The following is a 17,909-nucleotide window of genomic DNA, read 5'->3' as shown; positions in this document are numbered from 1 at the left end:
CGCGACGGGGCGCGGACCGGAGGCGGCGCGCGGTGCTGCGCCGTGCCTCCCGTCCGCGCCCCGTCGGCGTGGTGACCGGGTGTCAGTCCCGGACGTACGCGGGTGCGGCCTCGGCGTGCGCGTCACCGACGCGGTGCACGCGGAGGTCGTTCGTCGACCCCTCGATGCCGGGAGGGGAACCCGCGGTGACGATCACCCGGTCGCCGGGAGCGGCGAGGCCGTTGGCGAGCAGCACGTCGTCGACCTGCGAGAACAGCTCGTCGGTGTGCGTCTTCCGGTCGACCAGGAACGAGCGAACGCCCCAGGTGAGCGCCATGCGGCGACGGGTCGCCTCGTTCGGCGTGAAGGCGATGATCGGCAGGCCGTGGCGCAGGCGCGACATGCGGCGGGCGGAGTCGCCGGACTCGGTGAACACGCAGAGGTACGAGGCCTCGGTGAACTCCGCGATCTCGACCGCGGCGAGCGTGATGGCGCCGCCGAGGGTGCGCGGCTTCGTCCCGAGCGGCGCGATGCGCTCCAGGCCGTGGTCCTCGGTGGACTCCACGATGCGGGCCATCGTGCGGACGGTCTGCACCGGGTACTCCCCGACGCTGGTCTCACCCGAGAGCATGACCGCGTCCGCGCCGTCGAGGACGGCGTTCGCGACGTCGGAGGTCTCCGCGCGGGTCGGGATCGGCGACGAGATCATCGACTCGAGCATCTGCGTCGCGACGATGACGGGCTTCGCCATCCGACGGGAGAGCTCGACGGCACGCTTCTGCACGATCGGCACGGCCTCGAGCGGGAGCTCGACGCCGAGGTCACCGCGGGCGACCATGATGCTGTCGAACGCGTCGATGATCTCCTCGAGCGCGTCGACCGCCTGCGGCTTCTCGACCTTGGCGATGACGGGGAGGCGCTTGCCCTCCTCGTCCATGATCTCGTGCGCGCGCTCGACGTCCTTCGCGTTGCGCACGAACGACAGTGCGATGAGGTCGGCACCCTGGCGGATCGCCCAGCGCAGGTCGGCCTCGTCCTTCTCGCTCAGCGCGGGGACGTTCACGGCGACGCCGGGCAGGTTGATGCCCTTGTTGTTCGAGACGGTGCCGGCGACGACGACCTCGGTGCGGACGCGCACGCCGTCGGTGTCGAGCACGCGGAGCCGGACGCGGCCGTCGTCGATGAGCAGCGGGTCGCCGGGCTTGACGTCCTGCGGGAGGCCCTTGAAGGTCGTGCCGCAGATCTCCTTCGAGCCGGGGACGTCCTCGGTGGTGATGGTGAAGACGTCGCCGACGTCGAGGTGGTGGGGGCCGTCGGCGAACTTCGCCAGGCGGATCTTCGGGCCCTGCAGGTCGACCAGGATCGCGACCGGCTTGCCGAGGTCCTCGGCCGCGCGGCGGACGTTCTCGTAGTTGGCCTCGTGGACGCTGTAGTCACCGTGGCTGAGGTTGAGGCGGGCGACGTCGACGCCCGCTTCGATGATCTCCTTGACGGTCTCGTAGTCCGACGTAGCCGGACCGAGCGTCGAAACGATCTTTGCGCGTCTCAATGGATTCCTTCGTGTGGTGGATGGTGCCGGGGTTCCGCGCTGTGGGGCCGCGCGGAACGGGAGCAGGCCACCAGCACCCTATCGAGTGCCGGTGGCCTGCTGGTCACTGTCGGTCCGGTGTTCCGTACGGGTTCACGCTGGTCACACCGTGAGCGCGCGGTCGGTGGCCTTGACCGGTGCCGGGAGGATCGTCGAGCCCTCGAGGTACTCGTCGACCTTCGACGCCGCGGCACGGCCCTCGGCGATCGCCCACACGATGAGCGACTGGCCGCGGCCGGCGTCCCCGGCGACGAACACGCCGGGCTCGTTCGTCGAGTAGTCGGCCTGGCGCGCGACGGCGCCGGACACCGTCACCGGCAGGCCGAGCTGCGGCTCCAGCGTCTCGGTCTCCGGGCCGGTGAAGCCCATCGCGACGAGGACGAGGTCCGCCGGGATCTCCCGCTCGGTCCCGGCCTTCGGCACCCGACGACCGTCGAGGTACTCGGTCTCCGCGACCCGCAGCGCGCGGACCTCGCCCGCGGCGTTGCCGAGGAACTCGACGGTGGACGCGAGGAAGTGCCGCTCGCCGCCCTCCTCGTGCGCGCTCGTGACCTCGAACACGGTCGGGAACATCGGCCAGGGCTGCTCGGACGGACGCTCGAGCGGCGGCTGCTTGCCGATCGCCAGGTTGGTCACGCTGAGCGCGCCCTGGCGGTGCGCCGTGCCGATGCAGTCCGCGCCGGTGTCGCCGCCGCCGATGACGACGACGTGCTTGCCCTCGGCGGTCACCTGGTTGTCCACCGTCGTGCCGGCGTTCGCCTTGTTCTGCTGGACGAGGTACTCCATGGCGTAGTGCACGCCCGCGAGGTCGCGCCCCGGGATCGGCAGGTCGCGCGGCACCGTGGCACCGGTCGCGACGACGACCGCGTCGTAGCGGGACTTCAGGTCGTCCCAGGTGATGTCGACCCCGATCTCGACGCCCGCACGGAAGCGGGTGCCCTCGGCCTGCATCTGGGCGAGGCGCGCGTCGATCTGGCGCTTCTCCATCTTGAAGTCCGGGATGCCGTAGCGGAGCAGGCCGCCGATCCGGTCGTCGCGCTCGTACACCGCGACGGTGTGGCCGGCACGGGTGAGCTGCTGCGCGGCCGCGAGGCCCGCGGGGCCCGAGCCGACGACCGCGACCGTCTTGCCGGTCAGGCGCTCCGGCGGGTGCGGGGTGACCCAGCCGTTCTTGTACGCCTCGTCGATGATCGAGACCTCGACCTGCTTGATGGTGACCGGCGGCTGGTTGATGCCGAGCACGCAGGACGCCTCGCACGGTGCGGGGCAGAGCTTCCCGGTGAACTCCGGGAAGTTGTTCGTCGCGTGCAGGCGCTCGATCGCCTGGCGACCCTCGCCGCGCCACGTCAGGTCGTTCCACTCGGGGATGAGGTTGCCGAGCGGGCACCCCTGGTGGCAGAACGGCACGCCGCAGTCCATGCAGCGACCGGCCTGCCGCTTCAGGGCGCCGGACTCCTGCTGCTCGTAGACCTCCTTCCAGTCCATGAGCCGCAGCGGGACGGGACGGCGGGGCGGGAGCTCACGCTCCTGCACCTTGAGGAAGCCCTTCGGGTCAGCCATGGTGCGCCTCCTGTTCGAACCGGGTCGTGGTCGTGGTCGTGTGCGTGGTCGTGTGCGCGTGCCGGTCAGCCACCGGTCACCTCCAGGATGCGGTTCCAGACGACCGTGCCGTCCGGGTCGAGGCCCTCGTCGACCGCCTGCCGACGGGTCTCGAGCACGGCCGCGTAGTCGCGCGGGAGCACCTTCACGAAGTCGCCGAGGTCACCCGACGCGAGCAGGTCGGCCGCGAGGGTCGACCCCGTCTCGGCCTCGTGCTGCCGCAACAGGTCGGTGACGATCTCGACGTCGGCGCTGTCGAGCTCCTCGAGCCGGAGCTCGCCGCTCGCCAGGGCCTCCGCGTTGACGTGCTCGCGACGCAGGCCACGGACGTACGCGGTGCCACCGGACATGCCGGCGCCGAGGTTGCGGCCGGTCTCCCCGAGGACGAGGGCGAGCCCGCCCGTCATGTACTCGAGCGCGTGGTCGCCCACGCCCTCGACCACCGCGGTGGCCCCGGAGTTGCGGACCAGGAAGCGCTCGCCCACGATGCCGCGGATGAACATGCTGCCCTGGGTCGCGCCGTAGCCGATGACGTTGCCGGCGATGACGTTCTCCGACGCGTCGAACGCCGACTCCGAGTCCGGCCGGACGACGATCGAACCACCGGACAGGCCCTTGCCGACGTAGTCGTTGCTGTCGCCGACGAGCCGGAGCGTGATCCCGGCGGGCAGGAACGCGCCGAGCGACTGCCCGGCCGACCCGCGCAGCGTGATGTCGATCGACCCGGCCGGCAGCCCGTGCTCGCCGTGCCGGAGCGTGACCTCGTGCCCGAGCATGGTGCCGACGGCGCGCTCGGTGTTGCGGATCGGCAGGTCGAGCGCGACGGTGCCGCCGTGCTCGAGGACGTCGGCGGTCCGCTGGACGAGCTGGACGTCGAAGTGCTCGTCGAGCTCGTGGTCCTGCTCACGCAGGTGCCGGCGCGGCTCGTCGCGGTCGAACCGCGGGCCGTGCAGCACCGGTGCGAGGTCGAGCCCGGACGCCTTCCAGTGCTCGACCGCGCGGTCGGTGTCGAGCGCGTCGACCTGGCCGATCGCCTCGTCGAGCGAGCGGAAACCGAGCTCGGCGAGGAGCTCACGGACCTCCTGCGCGATGAACTCGAAGAAGTTCACGACGAACTCGGGCTTGCCCGTGAAGCGCTTGCGGAGCTCCGGGTTCTGCGTCGCGACGCCCACCGGGCACGTGTCGAGGTGGCAGACGCGCATGAGGATGCAGCCCTCGACGACGAGCGGTGCCGTCGCGAAGCCGTACTCCTCGGCACCGAGCAGCGCCGCCACGACGACGTCGCGGCCGGTCTTCATCTGCCCGTCGACCTGCACGACCACGCGGTCGCGCATGCCGTTGAGCATGAGGGTCTGCTGCGTCTCCGCCAGCCCGATCTCCCACGGCGTGCCCGCGTGCTTGAGCGAGTTGAGCGGCGATGCGCCGGTCCCGCCGTCGTGGCCCGACACGAGCACGACGTCGGCCAGCGCCTTCGTCACGCCCGCGGCGACCGCGCCGATGCCGGACTGGCTGACGAGCTTCACGTGCACGCGCGCGGACGGGTTCGCCCGCTTCACGTCGAAGATCAGCTGCTTGAGGTCCTCGATCGAGTAGATGTCGTGGTGCGGCGGCGGCGAGATGAGCCCGACGCCCGCGGTCGCGTGCCGGGTGCGCGCCACCCACGGGTACACCTTGGTCGGGGGCAGCTGCCCGCCCTCGCCCGGCTTCGCGCCCTGCGCCATCTTGAGCTGGATGTCGGTCGCGTGGGTCAGGTACATGCTCGTCACACCGAAGCGACCGGACGCGACCTGCTTGATCGCGCTCCGCCGCTCGGGGTCGAGCAGGCGCTCGACGTCCTCGCCGCCCTCGCCGGTGTTCGACCGACCACCGAGGCGGTTCATCGCGATGGCCAGGGTCTCGTGGGCCTCCTGCGAGATCGACCCGTACGACATCGCACCGGTGTTGAACCGCTGCACGATCGACTCGATCGGCTCGACCTCGTCGAGGGCGATCGGCTCCCGCTGGCCGGTACGGAACCGGAACAGCCCGCGGAGCGTCATGAGGTCCTCGGACTGGTCGTCGACGGCCTGCGAGTACTCGCGGAAGATGTCGTACCGCCGCGCACGGGTGGCGTGCTGCAGCCGGAACACCGTGTCGGGGTTGAACAGGTGCGGCGGTCCCTCGCGACGCCACTGGTACTCGCCGCCCGTCTGCAGGCGCTCGTGCGAGAGCACTGCGCCGTCCTGCGGGTACGCCTGGGCGTGCCGCTCGGCGTTCTCCTTCGCGATGACGTCGATGCCGACGCCGCCGAGGATCGACGAGGTGCCCGTGAAGTACTTGTCGACGAGCTCCTGGCTGAGGCCGACGGCCTCGAACGCCTGGGCGCCCGCGTAGCTGGACACCGTCGAGATGCCCATCTTCGACATGATCTTCAGGACGCCCTTGCCGAGCGCCTTGATGACGTTCTTCACCGCCTGCTCGGGCGTGATCCCGGTGATCATCCCGGAGCGCACGAGGTTCTCGCACGTCTCCATCGCCAGGTAGGGGTTGATCGCCGAGGCGCCGTAGCCGATGAGGGTCGCGACGTGGTGGACCTCCCGCACGTCGCCGGCCTCGACGATGAGCCCGACCTTCATGCGCTGCTCGGTGCGGATGAGGTGGTGGTGCACGGCGGCGAGCAGCAGCAGGCTCGGGACCGGCGCCTGCTCGGCGTTGCCGTCGCGGTCGGACAGCACGATGAACTGCTTGCCCGACTCGATCGCCTGGTCGACCTCGTCGCACACCGCGGCGATGCGCTTCTGCATCGCCTTCTTGCCCGCGTCGACCCGGTACAGCCCCTTGATCGTGACCGTCAGGTGCCGGCCGGACGTGGTCTCGAAGTGCTGGATCTTCGCGAGCTCGTCGTTGTCGATGACCGGGAAGTCGAGCACGATCTGCTTCGCGTGCTCGGGACCGGCGCTCAGGAGGTTCCGCTCCGGGCCGAGCCCCATGCCCATCGAGGTGACGACCTGCTCGCGGATCGAGTCGAGCGGCGGGTTCGTGACCTGCGCGAACTGCTGCGTGAAGTAGTCGAACAGCAGCCGCGGGCGCTCGGAGAGCACGGCGATCGGGGTGTCGGACCCCATCGCACCGAGCGGCTCCGCACCGGTCTGCGCCATCGGACGCAGCAGGATGCGGACCTCCTCCTCGGTGTAGCCGAAGGCGCGCTGACGACGGGTGACCGACGCCGGGGTGTGCACGATGTGCTCGCGGTCCGGCAGGTCGGCGAGGTTGATGCGGCCCTCGTCGAGCCACTGCGCCCACGGGCCCGACGCGGCCAGCTCACGCTTGACCTCGTCGTCCTCGATGATCCGGCCGGCCTCGGTGTCGACGACGAACATCCGGCCCGGGCGCAGGCGGCCCTTGCGGACGACCTTCGCCGGCGGCACGTCGATGACGCCGGTCTCGGACCCCATCACGACGAGCCCGTCGTCGGTCACGAGGAAGCGCCCCGGACGCAGGCCGTTGCGGTCGAGCGTCGCGCCGACGATCGCACCGTCGGTGAACGTGATCGCCGCCGGCCCGTCCCACGGCTCCATGAGCATCGAGTGGTACTCGTAGAACGCCCGCAGGTCGGCGTCCATCCCCACCTGGTTCTCCCAGGCCTCCGGCACCATCATCGACACCGCGTGCGGCAGGCTGCGTCCGGTGAGCGTGAGCAGCTCGAGGGTCTCGTCGAAGGACGCCGAGTCGCTCGCGCCGGGGCTGACGATCGGCAGCAGCGGGGCGAGGTCGCCGAGCAGCTCGCTCTCGAGCTGCGACTGCCGAGCGCGCATCCAGTTCCGGTTGCCGCGCACGGTGTTGATCTCGCCGTTGTGGGCGAGGGTGCGGAACGGCTGTGCGAGCGGCCACGACGGGAACGTGTTCGTCGAGTACCGCGAGTGCACGATCGCGAGCTTCGACGCGAACCGCTCGTCGCTGAGGTCCGGGTAGAACGGCTCGAGCTGCAGCGTCGTGACCATGCCCTTGTAGACCGTGGTCCGGCTCGACAGCGACATGAAGTAGACCTCGACGTCGTGCTCGGCGCGCTTGCGCAGCCGGAACGCCTGCCGGTCGAGGGCGATGCCGCTCCAGGCCGCGCCGTGCACGTCGTGCCGGGTGGACGCGACGAAGAGCTGCTCGAAGGCGGGCATCGCCGCGCGGGCGAGCGTGCCGAGGACCTCCGGACGGACCGGCACGTCGCGCCACCCGAGGACCTTCAGGCCCTCCTCGCGCGCGATGCGCTCGACGGCGCCCTTGACCGCGTGCCGCTCGTCGTCGTCCAGCGGCAGGTAGGCCGTCCCGACGGCGTACTCCCCCGCGGCGGGCAGCGCGAAGTCGACCTCGTCGCGCAGGAACGCGTCCGGCACCTGGCAGAGGATGCCGGCGCCGTCACCCGTGCCCGCGTCGGAGCCGACCGCGCCGCGGTGCTCGAGGTTGCGCAGCGCGCCGAGCGCGGCGTCGACGATGTCGTGCCCGGCGGTGCCGCGGAGCGTCGCGACCATCGCGAGGCCGCACGCGTCCTTCTCGTTCGCGGGGTCGTAGGCACCCACGGCGTCGGGCACGGCCGAGAAGCGACGGTGCGCCGGCGGCAGGGGCCGCGACGAGCGGGGGGCAGGGACTGGCTGGAGCGCCATGGGGAACCGTCCTCACGAGGAAGTGGAACAGGGACGTCGGTGGCCCGGTGGTGCGTTCCGCCCGAGCGGGCGGGACTGGTGCCCGTGCGCGTCGCCGATGCGGGTCCGCCGGCGTCGCGCGAGGTGGTGGGTCGCTCGTGGCGGCCCGACCGTGGTGCGGGTGCCCGTGCACGGTGGGTGCCGTGCGCGGTGTGTTGCGGTGTGACTCGGTGTGCTGTGACCCGGTGCGGGTCGGTCCGGCGCCGGGGCCGGACCGGTGCGCACCGGTGGTCGGCGTGCTACCGAGCGCTGCCCGTCGCGGGCACCGGATCGGCGTCGTCGGCGGCCGCGGGAGCGTCGTCGTCGTGTTCCGACCAGGTGTCGTCCGAGTCTACATCGGTGCTCCGACGCGGCTCGCGACCGGGCACGTACGGGCTCGGCTCGGCGCCGGTGTGCCGTCGCGTCTGCACGAGGAAGATCACGATGCCGAGCAGGATCGCCGCGAAGGACATCCAGACGTTCGTGCGGACGCCGAAGAACGTCTCGCTCGTGTCGACGCGGATCGACTCGAGGACCGAGCGGCCGGTGCCGTACCAGATCAGGTAGAGGGCCATGACCTTGCCCCACTGGAGCCGGAAGCGCTTGTCGAGCAGCAGGATCACGACCACGCCGACGACGTTCCAGATGATCTCGTAGAGGAACGTCGGGTGGAACAGGGTGCCGTCGGGCAGGCCCTTCGGGAACGCCGGGTTCGTCGACTCGATCTGCAGGCCCCACGGCAGGCTCGTCGGCATGCCGAAGAGCTCGTGGTTGAAGTAGTTGCCGAGCCGTCCGAACGCCTGGGCGAGCAGGACGCCCGGTGCGATCGCGTCGATGAGCGACGAGAAGCGGAGCCCCACCTGGCGGCAGCCGATCCAGGCGCCGAGCGAGCCGAGGATCAGGGCGCCGAAGATCGCGAGGCCGCCCTCCCAGATGTAGAGGAACGACCACGGGTCGCGCCCGGGACCGAAGTAGTCGCTGACGTGGGTGAACACGTGGAAGAGCCGTCCACCGATGATGCCGGCCGGCACCGCCCAGATGGCGATGTCGATGATGATCCAGCGTTCGACGCCCCGGGCGTTCAGCCGACGGTTCGCCAGCACGACCGCCGCGACGATGCCGAGCAGGATGCAGATGGCGTAGGCGTGGATGCGGAAGTCGAGCGGCAGCGACCACCCGAAGACGTCGCGCAGCCAGGCGGTCAGGTCGAAGTACTGCCACGCGGTGCTCGGGCTCGGGATGCTCAGGAGGGGCATGGAGGTGCTGTCGCCTTTCGGTGCTGGACGGCCGCGGTGCCGCTGGAGGGTCGGCCCCGCTCACTGTAGCGCGGGAACCGCGCCCGCCAGGAACGCGGACGCCCGTCCTGTGGGAACTGTGACGTGGACCCGACGGGAGGCGCGGTGCGGGTGACCGACCCCGGTCACCTGCGCCGCGCCTCCCGTCCGGACGCCCGGTGCGTCAGCGGCGCCGAGCGCCGGTCGTCAGGTCGGCCGCGCGGTCCGCGACCCCCTGGACGCCGAGGTCGGCGAGGGCACGCACGAAGGCGGAGCCGACGATCGCGCCGTCGGCGTACTCGAGCACCTCGGCGACCTGGTCGGCCGTCGAGATCCCGAGGCCGACGCAGGTGCGCTCCACGCCGGCGTCGCGCAGGCGCGACACCACCGTGCGGGCCGCGGTGTCGACACCGACGCGCGCGCCGGTGACGCCCATCGTCGACACGGCGTAGACGAACCCGCGGCTCGACCGGACGGCCTGCTCCATGCGCGTGTCCGTCGAGGACGGCGCCGCGAGGAAGACCCGGTCGAGCCCGGTGCGCTCCGAGGCGTCGATCCAGGCGTGCCCCTCGTCGGGGATGAGGTCCGGCGTGATGAGTCCGGACGCGCCCGAGGCCACGAGGTCGTCGGCGAACCGGTCGACGCCGTAGCGGAGCACCGGGTTCCAGTACGTCATCACGAGGACCGGCACGTCCACGCGACTGGTGATCCGGTTGACGGCGTCGAAGACCTGCGCGACCCGGAAGCCGTTCGCCAGGCTCTCCTCCGCCGCGCGCTGGATGACCGGTCCGTCCATGACCGGGTCCGAGTAGGGCAGGCCGAGCTCGATGACGTCGACGCCGTTCTCGGCGAGGGCGACGGCCGCGTCGACGCTCGTCTGCAGGTCCGGGAAGCCGGCCGGCAGGTAGCCGACGACGGCGCCGGCGCGCTCGGCGTTGGCGGTGTCGATGGTCGCGGCGACCGAGCGGGTCGCTCCGGGGTTCGTCACAGCTGCACCGCGCTCTCGTCGAGGATGCCGAAGTAGCGGCTGGCGGACGCCACGTCCTTGTCGCCGCGTCCGGAGAGGGACACGAGCACGACGCCGTCGGGTCCGAGCTCCTTGCCGAGCTTGATCGCGCCCGCGAGGGCGTGCGCCGACTCGATGGCGGGCAGGATGCCCTCGGTCCGACCGAGCAGACGGAAGGCCTCCATCGCCTCGGCGTCGGTGATCGGCTCGTACTGGGCACGGCCGATCGAGGCCAGGTAGGCGTGCTCCGGGCCGACGCTCGGGTAGTCGAGCCCGGCGGAGATGCTGTGGCTCTCGATCGTCTGGCCGTCCTCGTCCTGCATGAGGTACGACATGGTGCCCTGGAGGACACCGGTGCGACCGAGCGAGATGCTCGCCGCGTGGCGACCGGTCTCGAGACCGTCGCCGCCGGCCTCGTAGCCGTGCAGGCGGACGGACTCGTCGTCGAGGAACGCCTCGAAGATGCCCATCGCGTTCGACCCGCCGCCGACGCACGCGGCGACGGCGTCGGGCAGGCGACCGATGCGGTCGAGGACCTGCTGGCGTGCCTCTTCACCGATCACCTTGTGGAACTCGCGCACCATCTCCGGGAACGGGTGCGGGCCCGCGACGGTCCCGAGCAGGTAGTGCGTCGAGTCGACGTTCGCCACCCAGTCGCGGAGCGCGTCGTTGATGGCGTCCTTGAGCGTGCGCGACCCGGTCTCGACCGGGATCACCTCGGCGCCGAGCAGCCGCATGCGCGCCACGTTGAGGGCCTGGCGCTCGGTGTCGACGGCACCCATGTAGACGACGCAGTCCATGCCGAACAGCGCGGCGGCGGTGGCGGTGGCGACGCCGTGCTGACCGGCGCCGGTCTCCGCGATGAGGCGGGTCTTGCCGAGGCGCTTGGCGACCAGGGCCTGCCCGAGCACGTTGTTGATCTTGTGCGAGCCGGTGTGGTTCAGGTCCTCGCGCTTGAGGATGATGCGCGCACCACCCGCGTGCTTCGCGAAGCGCGGCGCCTCGGTGATGATCGACGGCCGGCCGGTGTAGCCGCGCTGGAGCTCGTCGAGCTCCTGGCGGAACGCCGGGTCGGCCCAGGCCTCGCGGAAGGCGGTCTCGAGTTCGTCGAGCGCGAGCACGAGCGACTCGGGGACGAAGCGTCCGCCGAAGTCGCCGAAGTACGGGCCCTGCAGGTCACGGAGTGAGGTCACGGTGGGTCTCCCGGGATGTGCGGCCGTGCCCGGTGCGGGACGGCCGGTGGGGACGGGTCGGTCAGGCGCGCGGGCGGCCGAGGCCGTCCGCTGCGGCGATGAACGACGCGAGGGTGGCGGCAGGGTCGGCGCCCGTGACGAGCGCCTCCCCGACCAGGACGACGTCGGCACCCGCTGCGCGGTAGTGGGCGACGTCGGCGGGACCGGCCACGGCCGACTCGGCGACGCGCACGACCGCGTCGGGGATGCGGTCGGCGAGCGAGCCGAACAGGTCGCGGTCCAGCGAGAAGTCGGTGAGGTCGCGGGCGTTCACGCCGAGGATGCGGGCGCCGGCGTCGAGGCCGCGCGCGACCTCGTCACCCGAGTGCGCCTCGACGAGGACGCGCATGCCGAGCTGTTCGGCGAGCTCGTGCAGCTCGACGAGCTGCCGCTGCTCGAGCGCGGCCACGATGAGGAGCACGAGGTCCGCACCGGCAGCGCGGGCCTCGAGCACCTGGTACGGGTCCGCGATGAAGTCCTTGCGGAGCACCGGCAACGCGACGCGCGCCTTGACGGCCTCGAGGTCGGCGAGGCTTCCGAGGAACTTCCGTCCCTCGGTGAGCACGCTGATCGTCGAGGCGCCACCACGCTCGTAGTCGGCGGCCAGCGACGCGGGGTCCTCGATCGCGGCCATCGACCCGCGTGACGGGCTCGCGCGCTTGACCTCGGCCAGGACCTTCACCCGGTCACCGGGCGCCAGGAACTCCAGGGCGTCGAGCGGCGAGGCCACCCGGTCGAGGTCGCGTTCGACGTCGGAGACCGGGCGGTCGAGGCGACGCGTGGCGGCGTCCTCGAGGGCGCCCGCGACGAGGGTCTCGAGCACGTTCGGCACGACTACTCCGCGTGGTGCTTGGCGACGTACTTCGGGCCGTCGACCCCGTAGCCGGCGCGCTTCATGACCGCACCCACGACGAGCCCGATCACCACGACGGCAGCCGAGACCCAGACGCCCCACGCCATGTCGAACCAGAAGAACAGCGTCCCGGCCGCGAACCCGATCAGCATGATCACGACGGCGGTCCAGGCGGCGGGCGAGTGGCCTTCGCCGAGTTCTGCGGGCTCAGTGTTGCTCACGGTGCTCCTCGTTCTGCTCCGGCGCCGTCGTCCGATCGGCGCCGGTCCGATCCTACCGTGTCGGCCGTGGGCGACTCCCCCAGCGCGCCGTCCGGACCGGCGGTGCCCCCGACCGGCCGGGCAGCGCCCGGCTCGGTGTCGACGGTGCCCGGCGCGGTCGGGTCGGCACCGGCGCTCAGGTCGTCCCAGTCGGTGATCGCGTCGCGGTGCAGGGGTGCGGCGGCCCGTGCGTCCGCCGCCGCTCCCGCCGTCGCGGCAGCGTACTTGCGCGTCGGGCCCGGCCACGACCGCTGCACGACGAACACGAGCACCCCGAGGAGCACGGCGAGCACCCCGCCCGCGATGCCGACCGCCGGCCAGACCGTCACGTCGACGCGCTCGACCACCTGGCGCACCGCCCCGGTGTCGCTGACGCCGGCGACCTCGCCGACGGCGCCCTTCGACGCGCCCACCGGGTCGGTCAGTGCTCCCACGCCGGTCGCGACGACCGCGATGCCGAGCAGCACCTCGACCGCGGCGAGCACGACGCGGAGCACCCGTCCGGCGATCGTCAGCGCCAGGAAGAGCGCCAGGCTCGCGATGGCGAGGGCCGTGTACTGCGGCACGACCGCGGCACCGTCGGCGACGACGCGCGGCACGACCGCGGTCCCCGCGTGCAGGTGCACGGTGAACCAGGTCTGCGTCCACGCGAGCATGACGATGCCCGCGACCGCCAGGCCGGCGACGACGACGAGGGGACGGGACCGCGAGCGCTTCACGACCGGACCTCGCGCATGCGGTTGGCGGTGGCGACGGCCCGCAGCGGGGCGGCCGCCTTGTTGACCGCCTCGACGTGCTCGGTGTGCGGGTCCGAGTCGGCGACGAGACCGGCCCCGGCCTGCACCCGGGCGACGCCGTCCTTGATGAGGGCGGTGCGGATCGCGATGGCGAGGTCGGCGTCACCGGCGAAGTCGAAGTACCCGACCACCCCCGCGTACGCCCCGCGCTTCGCCGGCTCGAGCTCGTCGATGATCTCGAGCGCGCGCGGCTTCGGCGCCCCGGACAGGGTGCCCGCCGGGAACGTCGCCCGGAACACGTCGATCGCCGACGCCCCGGGACGGACCGAGCCCTCGACGCTCGACACCAGGTGCATGATGTGGCTGAACCGCTCGACGGTCATGAACTCGGTGACCGCGACGGTCCCGGGACGGCAGACCTTCTGCAGGTCGTTGCGCGCGAGGTCGACGAGCATGAGGTGCTCCGCGCGCTCCTTCGGGTCGGCGAGCAGCTCCTCGCCCAGGCGGACGTCCTCGACCGGGGTGCCGCCACGGGGCCGCGACCCGGCGATCGGGTGCGTGATCGCCCGACCGTCCTGCACCTTCACGAGCGCCTCGGGCGACGCGCCGACGATCCAGAACCGCTCGTCGTCGGTGTCCGCGAGCGCGAGGAAGTACATGTACGGGCTCGGGTTGAGGGTCCGCAGCACCCGGTAGACGTCGAGCGGGTCGGCCGTGACGTCGTGGTCGAACCGCTGCGAGATGACGACCTGGAAGACGTCGCCGTCGCGGATGAAGTCCTTCGACCGGGTCACCGCCGCCATGTAGTCGTCGGGCGTGGTCCGGTGCCGGGGCGTCGGCTCGGCGATCTCGAACGCCTCCGCGACGGTCGCGGCGCTCGGCTGCACGAGGTCGGCCTGCATGCGGTCGAGCCGCGCCTGGGCGTCGTGCCACATCGCGTCGGGCTCGTCCGTGCCGTCGTTGAGCACGCTCGCGACGAGCAGGACGAGGCCCGTGCGGTGGTCGAGCGCGGCGAGCTCGGAGACGAAGGCGAGCGCCTGGCCCGGCACGTCGAAGTCCGCGGGCGGCACGTCCGGCAGGTGCTCGAGCTGGCGCACGGCCTCCCACCCGATGAAGCCGACGGTCCCGCCGACGAGCGGCGGCGTCCCCGGCACGCGCGGGGTCGCCCAGCGCTCGTGCAGGCGGGCGAGCACCTCGAGCGGGGCGCCGTCGAGCGAGTCGACGGCGCGGGACGCCGGGATCCCGGTGTCGATCCATGCGGCGCGGTCGTTCTCCTGCGTCAGCACGCCGAAGCTCCGGACACCGACGAACGACCACCGCGACCACAGGCCGCCCTGGCCGGCGGACTCGAGCAGGAACGACCCCGGACGACCGTCCGCGAGCTTGCGGTAGACGCCGACCGGCGTCTCGCTGTCCGCGTAGAGGGCGCGGACGACCGGGACGACGCGGTGGTCGGCCAGCAGGCCGTCGAAGTCCGGACGGGAGGTCGTGCGCGGCTCCTCGGAGCGGGTCGCGGTGCTCATCGGGTCCCCTCCACCACTGCGGTCGCGTCCGCGGTGGCGGCCGCGTCCGGCGCCGCGCCGGGTGCCGACGCGGTGACGGGGTCGAGCGGGTCCACGTCGAAGCAGCGGTGTGCCCCGGTGTGGCACGCGGCGCCGACCTGGTGCACGGTGACGAGCAGGGTGTCGTCGTCGCAGTCGAGCGCCGCCCCGCGGACGTACTGGGCGTGCCCGGAGGTGTCGCCCTTGCGCCAGTACTCCTGCCGGGAGCGCGACCAGAAGGTCACCCGTCCCTCGGTGAGGGTGCGGCGGAGGGCTTCCCGGTCCATCCAGCCGAGCATGAGGACGTCCTTCGTGGACTCCTCCTGCACGATGGCGGGGAGCAAGCCGTCCGCACCGAACCGCGCGCGGTCGAGGACCGCGTCCGTGCTGGTGCTGGTGCTGTCGGTCATGAGGCTCCTAGCCTACGGCGGACGGTCAGCGGACCGGGTGCCCGGCCGCGCGCAGCGCGTCCTTGACGTCCCCGATGGTCATCTCGCCCCGGTGGAAGACGCTCGCGGCGAGGACCGCGTCCGCACCCGACTCGACGGCCGGGGCGAAGTGCTCGACGCGCCCCGCGCCTCCCGACCCGATGACGGGGACCGGGGACACGGCGCGGACCGCGGCGATGAGCTCGAGGTCGAAGCCCTCCTTCGTGCCGTCCGCGTCGATCGAGTTGACGAGCAGCTCGCCGGCGCCGCGCTCGACGCCCTCGCGCGCCCAGGCGATCGCGTCCAGGTCCGACTCCGTGCGCCCGCCGTGCGTGGTGACGACGAAGCCCGAGGGCATCCGGTCGCTGCGCTTGACGTCGAGCGACAGGACGACCGCCTGCGCCCCGAAGCGGTCCGCGATCTCGCCGACCAGGGCCGGACGCGCGATCGCGGCGCTGTTCACACCGATCTTGTCCGCACCGCACTGCTGCAGGCGCGAGACGTCGTCGACGCTCCGGACGCCGCCGCCGACCGTGAGCGGGATGAAGACCTGCTCGGCCGTGCGCGTGACCGTCTCGTACATCGTCGCGCGGTTCTCGACGGTCGCTCCGACGTCGAGGAAGGTCAGTTCGTCCGCACCCTGCTCGTAGTACCGGGCGGCGAGCTCGACCGGGTCGCCGGCGTCCTGCAGGTCGAGGAAGTTGACGCCCTTCACGACCCGGCCACCCGACACGTCGAGACACGGGACGACCCGGACGGACACGCCGCCGGCGATCCCGGCGGCTCCCGTCGTCGGGGTGCTCACAGGCGTGCTGCGTGGATCGGGCTGACGAGGATCGCGCGGGCGCCGAGGTCGTACAGCGCGTCCATGATGAGGTTGGCGTCCTCGCGCGGGATCATCACGCGGACCGCCGACCAGTCGCGGCCGTGCAGCGGCGAGACCGTCGGCGACTCGATGCCCGACGCCACCGCGGTGGCCTGCTCGAGCAGGTCCGTCGGGATGTCGTAGTCGAGCATCACGTAGCCGCGGGCGACGAGCACGCCCTGCAGCCGGCGACGGAGGACGTCGATGCCGGGGATGGTCTCGTCGGTCGAGACGAGCAGTGCCGTCGACTCGAGGATGACCGGGCCGAAGATCTCGAGGCCCGCCGCGCGGAGGGTGCTGCCGGTCGAGACGACGTCGGCGACCGCGTCGGCCACGCCGAGCCGGACCGCGCTCTCCACGGCGCCGTCGAGCTTGACGAGCTCCGCGGTGACCCCGTGCCGGGCGAGGAACTCCCCCACCAGGCCCGGGTAGCTCGTCGCCACGCGCACGCCGTCGAGGTCCTGCAGCTCGGTGAACCGGCCGGGCTTGCCGGCGAAGCGGAACGTCGAGTCGGCGAACCCGAGCGCGTCGACCTCGTGCGCTGCGGACCCGGAGTCGAGCAGCAGGTCGCGGCCGGTGATGCCGACGTCGAGTGCGCCCGACCCGACGTAGGTCGCGATGTCGCGCGGACGGAGGAAGAAGAACTCGACGCCGTTGCGCTCGTCGAGCAGGTGGAGCGCCTTCGGGTCACGGCGACCGGCGTACCCGGCCTCCCGGAGCATCTCGGAGGCGGTCTCGGACAGCGAGCCCTTGTTGGGCACGGCGATGCGGAGCATCAGGAGGTCTGCTTTCTGCTGGAGGTCGGTGACGGCTGCGGGTCGCGACGGCGCCGGAGCGCGCGTGGCGGGTGCCTACAGATGTCGCCAGACGTCCGCCGGGGTGAGCCCCTTGGCGACCATGAGCACCTGGAGGTGGTAGATCAGCTGCGAGATCTCCTCCGAGGTGCGCTCGTCGCCCTCGTACTCGGCCGCCATCCAGACCTCGGCGGCCTCCTCCACGATCTTCTTGCCGATCTGGTGCACGCCGGCGTCCAGTTCGGCGACGGTGCCGGAGCCCTCGGGGCGCGTGCGCGCCTTCTCGGTCAGCTCCGCGAACAGGTCGTCGAACGTCTTCACGGGGACCAGGCTACCGTCCTGCTCGGGTCCGGCGGACGCACCGTCCGGACGGGAGGCGCTGCCCGACCCCGCCTCGTCGGCCGGGTCGGTCGTCGGTCGGCCTGCGACGCCGGTCACGCGCGGGCCGCCGCGGCCGCCTCGCGCAGGTCCGCGATGCGCTGCGCCGGCTCCCCGCCGTACACGGCCGAGCCGGCCACGAGCGTGTCGGCGCCGCTCCGCACGGCCTCGGGCACGGTGTCGACCGCGATGCCGCCGTCGACCTCGAGCCAGACGTCGAGGCCGGAGGCGTCCACGGCGGCGCGGGCATCGGCGAGCTTGGGCATGACGGACGGCATGAACGACTGGCCGCCGAAGCCCGGCTCCACCGTCATGAGCAGGATCATGTCGTAGGCGTCGAGGTGGTGCAGGACCTGCGTGATGGGCGTGCCGGGCTTCACGGCCACGGCGGCGCGGGCACCGTTCGACCGGATCGCGGCGGCAGTGGCCACCGGGTCGTCGGCGGCCTCGAAGTGGAAGGTGACGCTCGAGGCTCCGGTCTCGGCGTACTTCGGCGCCTGCGTGTCGGCGTCCGTGATCATGAGGTGCACGTCGAGGGGCACGGGCGAGACCTCCTGCAGGCGCTGCACGATCGGGAGGCCCAGCGTGAGGTTCGGCACGAAGTGGTTGTCCATCACGTCGACGTGCACCAGGTCGGCGCTCTCGATGCGGTGCAGCTCCCGCTCGAGGTTCGCGAAGTCGGCGGACAGGATGCTCGGCGAGATGCGGATCGTCACCCGGCAA

The 17,909-nt window shown here is 72.1% G+C and carries 15 protein-coding genes; all 15 read right to left on the bottom strand.

Translation table 11 applies throughout. The features are described from left to right. Nucleotides 1-82: 82 nt before the first annotated feature. The gene (pyk, locus tag Cus16_RS01280) at nucleotides 83-1,528 is read right to left on the bottom strand and encodes a pyruvate kinase (RefSeq protein ID WP_069710813.1); all 1,446 of its coding nucleotides are present in this window, start codon (nucleotides 1,526-1,528) and stop codon (nucleotides 83-85) included. Nucleotides 1,529-1,669: 141 nt separating this feature from the next. Then, nucleotides 1,670-3,127 (bottom strand): glutamate synthase subunit beta, encoded by a 1,458-nt coding sequence (locus tag Cus16_RS01275; RefSeq protein ID WP_069710812.1) that lies wholly within the window; start codon nucleotides 3,125-3,127, stop codon nucleotides 1,670-1,672. 65 nt (nucleotides 3,128-3,192) lie between these two features. Then, nucleotides 3,193-7,800, bottom strand: a complete 4,608-nt coding sequence (gene gltB, locus Cus16_RS01270; RefSeq protein WP_223246478.1) for a glutamate synthase large subunit — start codon at nucleotides 7,798-7,800, stop codon at nucleotides 3,193-3,195. A gap of 278 nt (nucleotides 7,801-8,078) precedes the next feature. Further along, the gene (lgt, locus tag Cus16_RS01265; protein WP_083263603.1) at nucleotides 8,079-9,074 is read right to left on the bottom strand and encodes a prolipoprotein diacylglyceryl transferase; all 996 of its coding nucleotides are present in this window, start codon (nucleotides 9,072-9,074) and stop codon (nucleotides 8,079-8,081) included. 202 nt (nucleotides 9,075-9,276) lie between these two features. Then, nucleotides 9,277-10,080, bottom strand: coding sequence for a tryptophan synthase subunit alpha (gene trpA, locus Cus16_RS01260; protein ID WP_069710811.1), 804 nt, complete (start codon nucleotides 10,078-10,080; stop codon nucleotides 9,277-9,279). Beyond that, a complete protein-coding gene (gene trpB / locus Cus16_RS01255; RefSeq protein ID WP_069710810.1) occupies nucleotides 10,077-11,291 on the bottom strand; it encodes a tryptophan synthase subunit beta in 1,215 nt (404 codons plus the stop codon). Before trpB ends, trpA begins: the two co-directional genes overlap by 4 nt. A gap of 61 nt (nucleotides 11,292-11,352) precedes the next feature. After that, complete coding sequence (trpC, locus tag Cus16_RS01250; protein WP_069711363.1) at nucleotides 11,353-12,153, bottom strand: indole-3-glycerol phosphate synthase TrpC; 801 nt, start codon at nucleotides 12,151-12,153, stop codon at nucleotides 11,353-11,355. An 11-nt stretch (nucleotides 12,154-12,164) separates the two neighbouring features. Further along, a complete protein-coding gene (locus Cus16_RS01245) occupies nucleotides 12,165-12,404 on the bottom strand; it encodes a DUF6704 family protein (RefSeq protein ID WP_069710809.1) in 240 nt (79 codons plus the stop codon). Beyond that, a complete protein-coding gene (locus tag Cus16_RS01240; protein WP_069710808.1) occupies nucleotides 12,401-13,162 on the bottom strand; it encodes a Trp biosynthesis-associated membrane protein in 762 nt (253 codons plus the stop codon). The genes Cus16_RS01245 and Cus16_RS01240 overlap by 4 nt, the downstream gene beginning before the upstream one ends. Continuing rightward, a complete protein-coding gene (locus Cus16_RS01235; protein WP_069710807.1) occupies nucleotides 13,159-14,703 on the bottom strand; it encodes an anthranilate synthase component I in 1,545 nt (514 codons plus the stop codon). The genes Cus16_RS01240 and Cus16_RS01235 overlap by 4 nt, the downstream gene beginning before the upstream one ends. Continuing rightward, nucleotides 14,700-15,131 carry a phosphoribosyl-AMP cyclohydrolase gene (gene hisI, locus Cus16_RS01230; RefSeq protein WP_069710806.1) on the bottom strand — a complete coding sequence of 144 codons (432 nt, stop codon included), beginning with the start codon at nucleotides 15,129-15,131 and terminating at the stop codon, nucleotides 14,700-14,702. Before hisI ends, Cus16_RS01235 begins: the two co-directional genes overlap by 4 nt. A 25-nt stretch (nucleotides 15,132-15,156) precedes the next feature. Continuing rightward, nucleotides 15,157-15,954, bottom strand: a complete 798-nt coding sequence (gene hisF / locus Cus16_RS01225; protein ID WP_223246477.1) for an imidazole glycerol phosphate synthase subunit HisF — start codon at nucleotides 15,952-15,954, stop codon at nucleotides 15,157-15,159. Continuing rightward, entirely contained in the window at nucleotides 15,951-16,790 is an 840-nt protein-coding gene (gene hisG / locus Cus16_RS01220) for an ATP phosphoribosyltransferase (RefSeq protein ID WP_069710805.1), read from the bottom strand. The genes hisF and hisG overlap by 4 nt, the downstream gene beginning before the upstream one ends. A 75-nt stretch (nucleotides 16,791-16,865) precedes the next feature. Continuing rightward, nucleotides 16,866-17,129, bottom strand: a complete 264-nt coding sequence (locus Cus16_RS01215) for a phosphoribosyl-ATP diphosphatase (protein WP_058726551.1) — start codon at nucleotides 17,127-17,129, stop codon at nucleotides 16,866-16,868. Between the two features lie 113 nt (nucleotides 17,130-17,242). Next, nucleotides 17,243-17,902, bottom strand: coding sequence for a ribulose-phosphate 3-epimerase (gene rpe / locus Cus16_RS01210; RefSeq protein ID WP_069710804.1), 660 nt, complete (start codon nucleotides 17,900-17,902; stop codon nucleotides 17,243-17,245). Nucleotides 17,903-17,909 lie beyond the last annotated feature (7 nt).

This window comes from Curtobacterium sp. ER1/6 (genome assembly GCF_001742745.1).
Lineage (GTDB): Bacteria > Actinomycetota > Actinomycetes > Actinomycetales > Microbacteriaceae > Curtobacterium > Curtobacterium citri.
Note: the sequence above shows the minus strand (reverse complement) of the source record. Positions and strands in the feature narration are given on the sequence as shown.

Bases quoted from the DNA above. Each gene is read 5' to 3' on its own strand.
- Cus16_RS01275 (WP_069710812.1), bottom strand. From the start codon at position 3,127: ATGGCTGACCCGAAGGGCTTCCTCAAGGTGCAGGAGCGTGAGCTCCCG.
- gltB (WP_223246478.1), bottom strand. From the start codon at position 7,800: ATGGCGCTCCAGCCAGTCCCTGCCCCCCGCTCGTCGCGGCCCCTGCCG.
- lgt (WP_083263603.1), bottom strand. From the start codon at position 9,074: ATGCCCCTCCTGAGCATCCCGAGCCCGAGCACCGCGTGGCAGTACTTC.
- Cus16_RS01235 (WP_069710807.1), bottom strand. From the start codon at position 14,703: ATGAGCACCGCGACCCGCTCCGAGGAGCCGCGCACGACCTCCCGTCCG.
- hisI (WP_069710806.1), bottom strand. From the start codon at position 15,131: ATGACCGACAGCACCAGCACCAGCACGGACGCGGTCCTCGACCGCGCG.
- hisG (WP_069710805.1), bottom strand. From the start codon at position 16,790: ATGCTCCGCATCGCCGTGCCCAACAAGGGCTCGCTGTCCGAGACCGCC.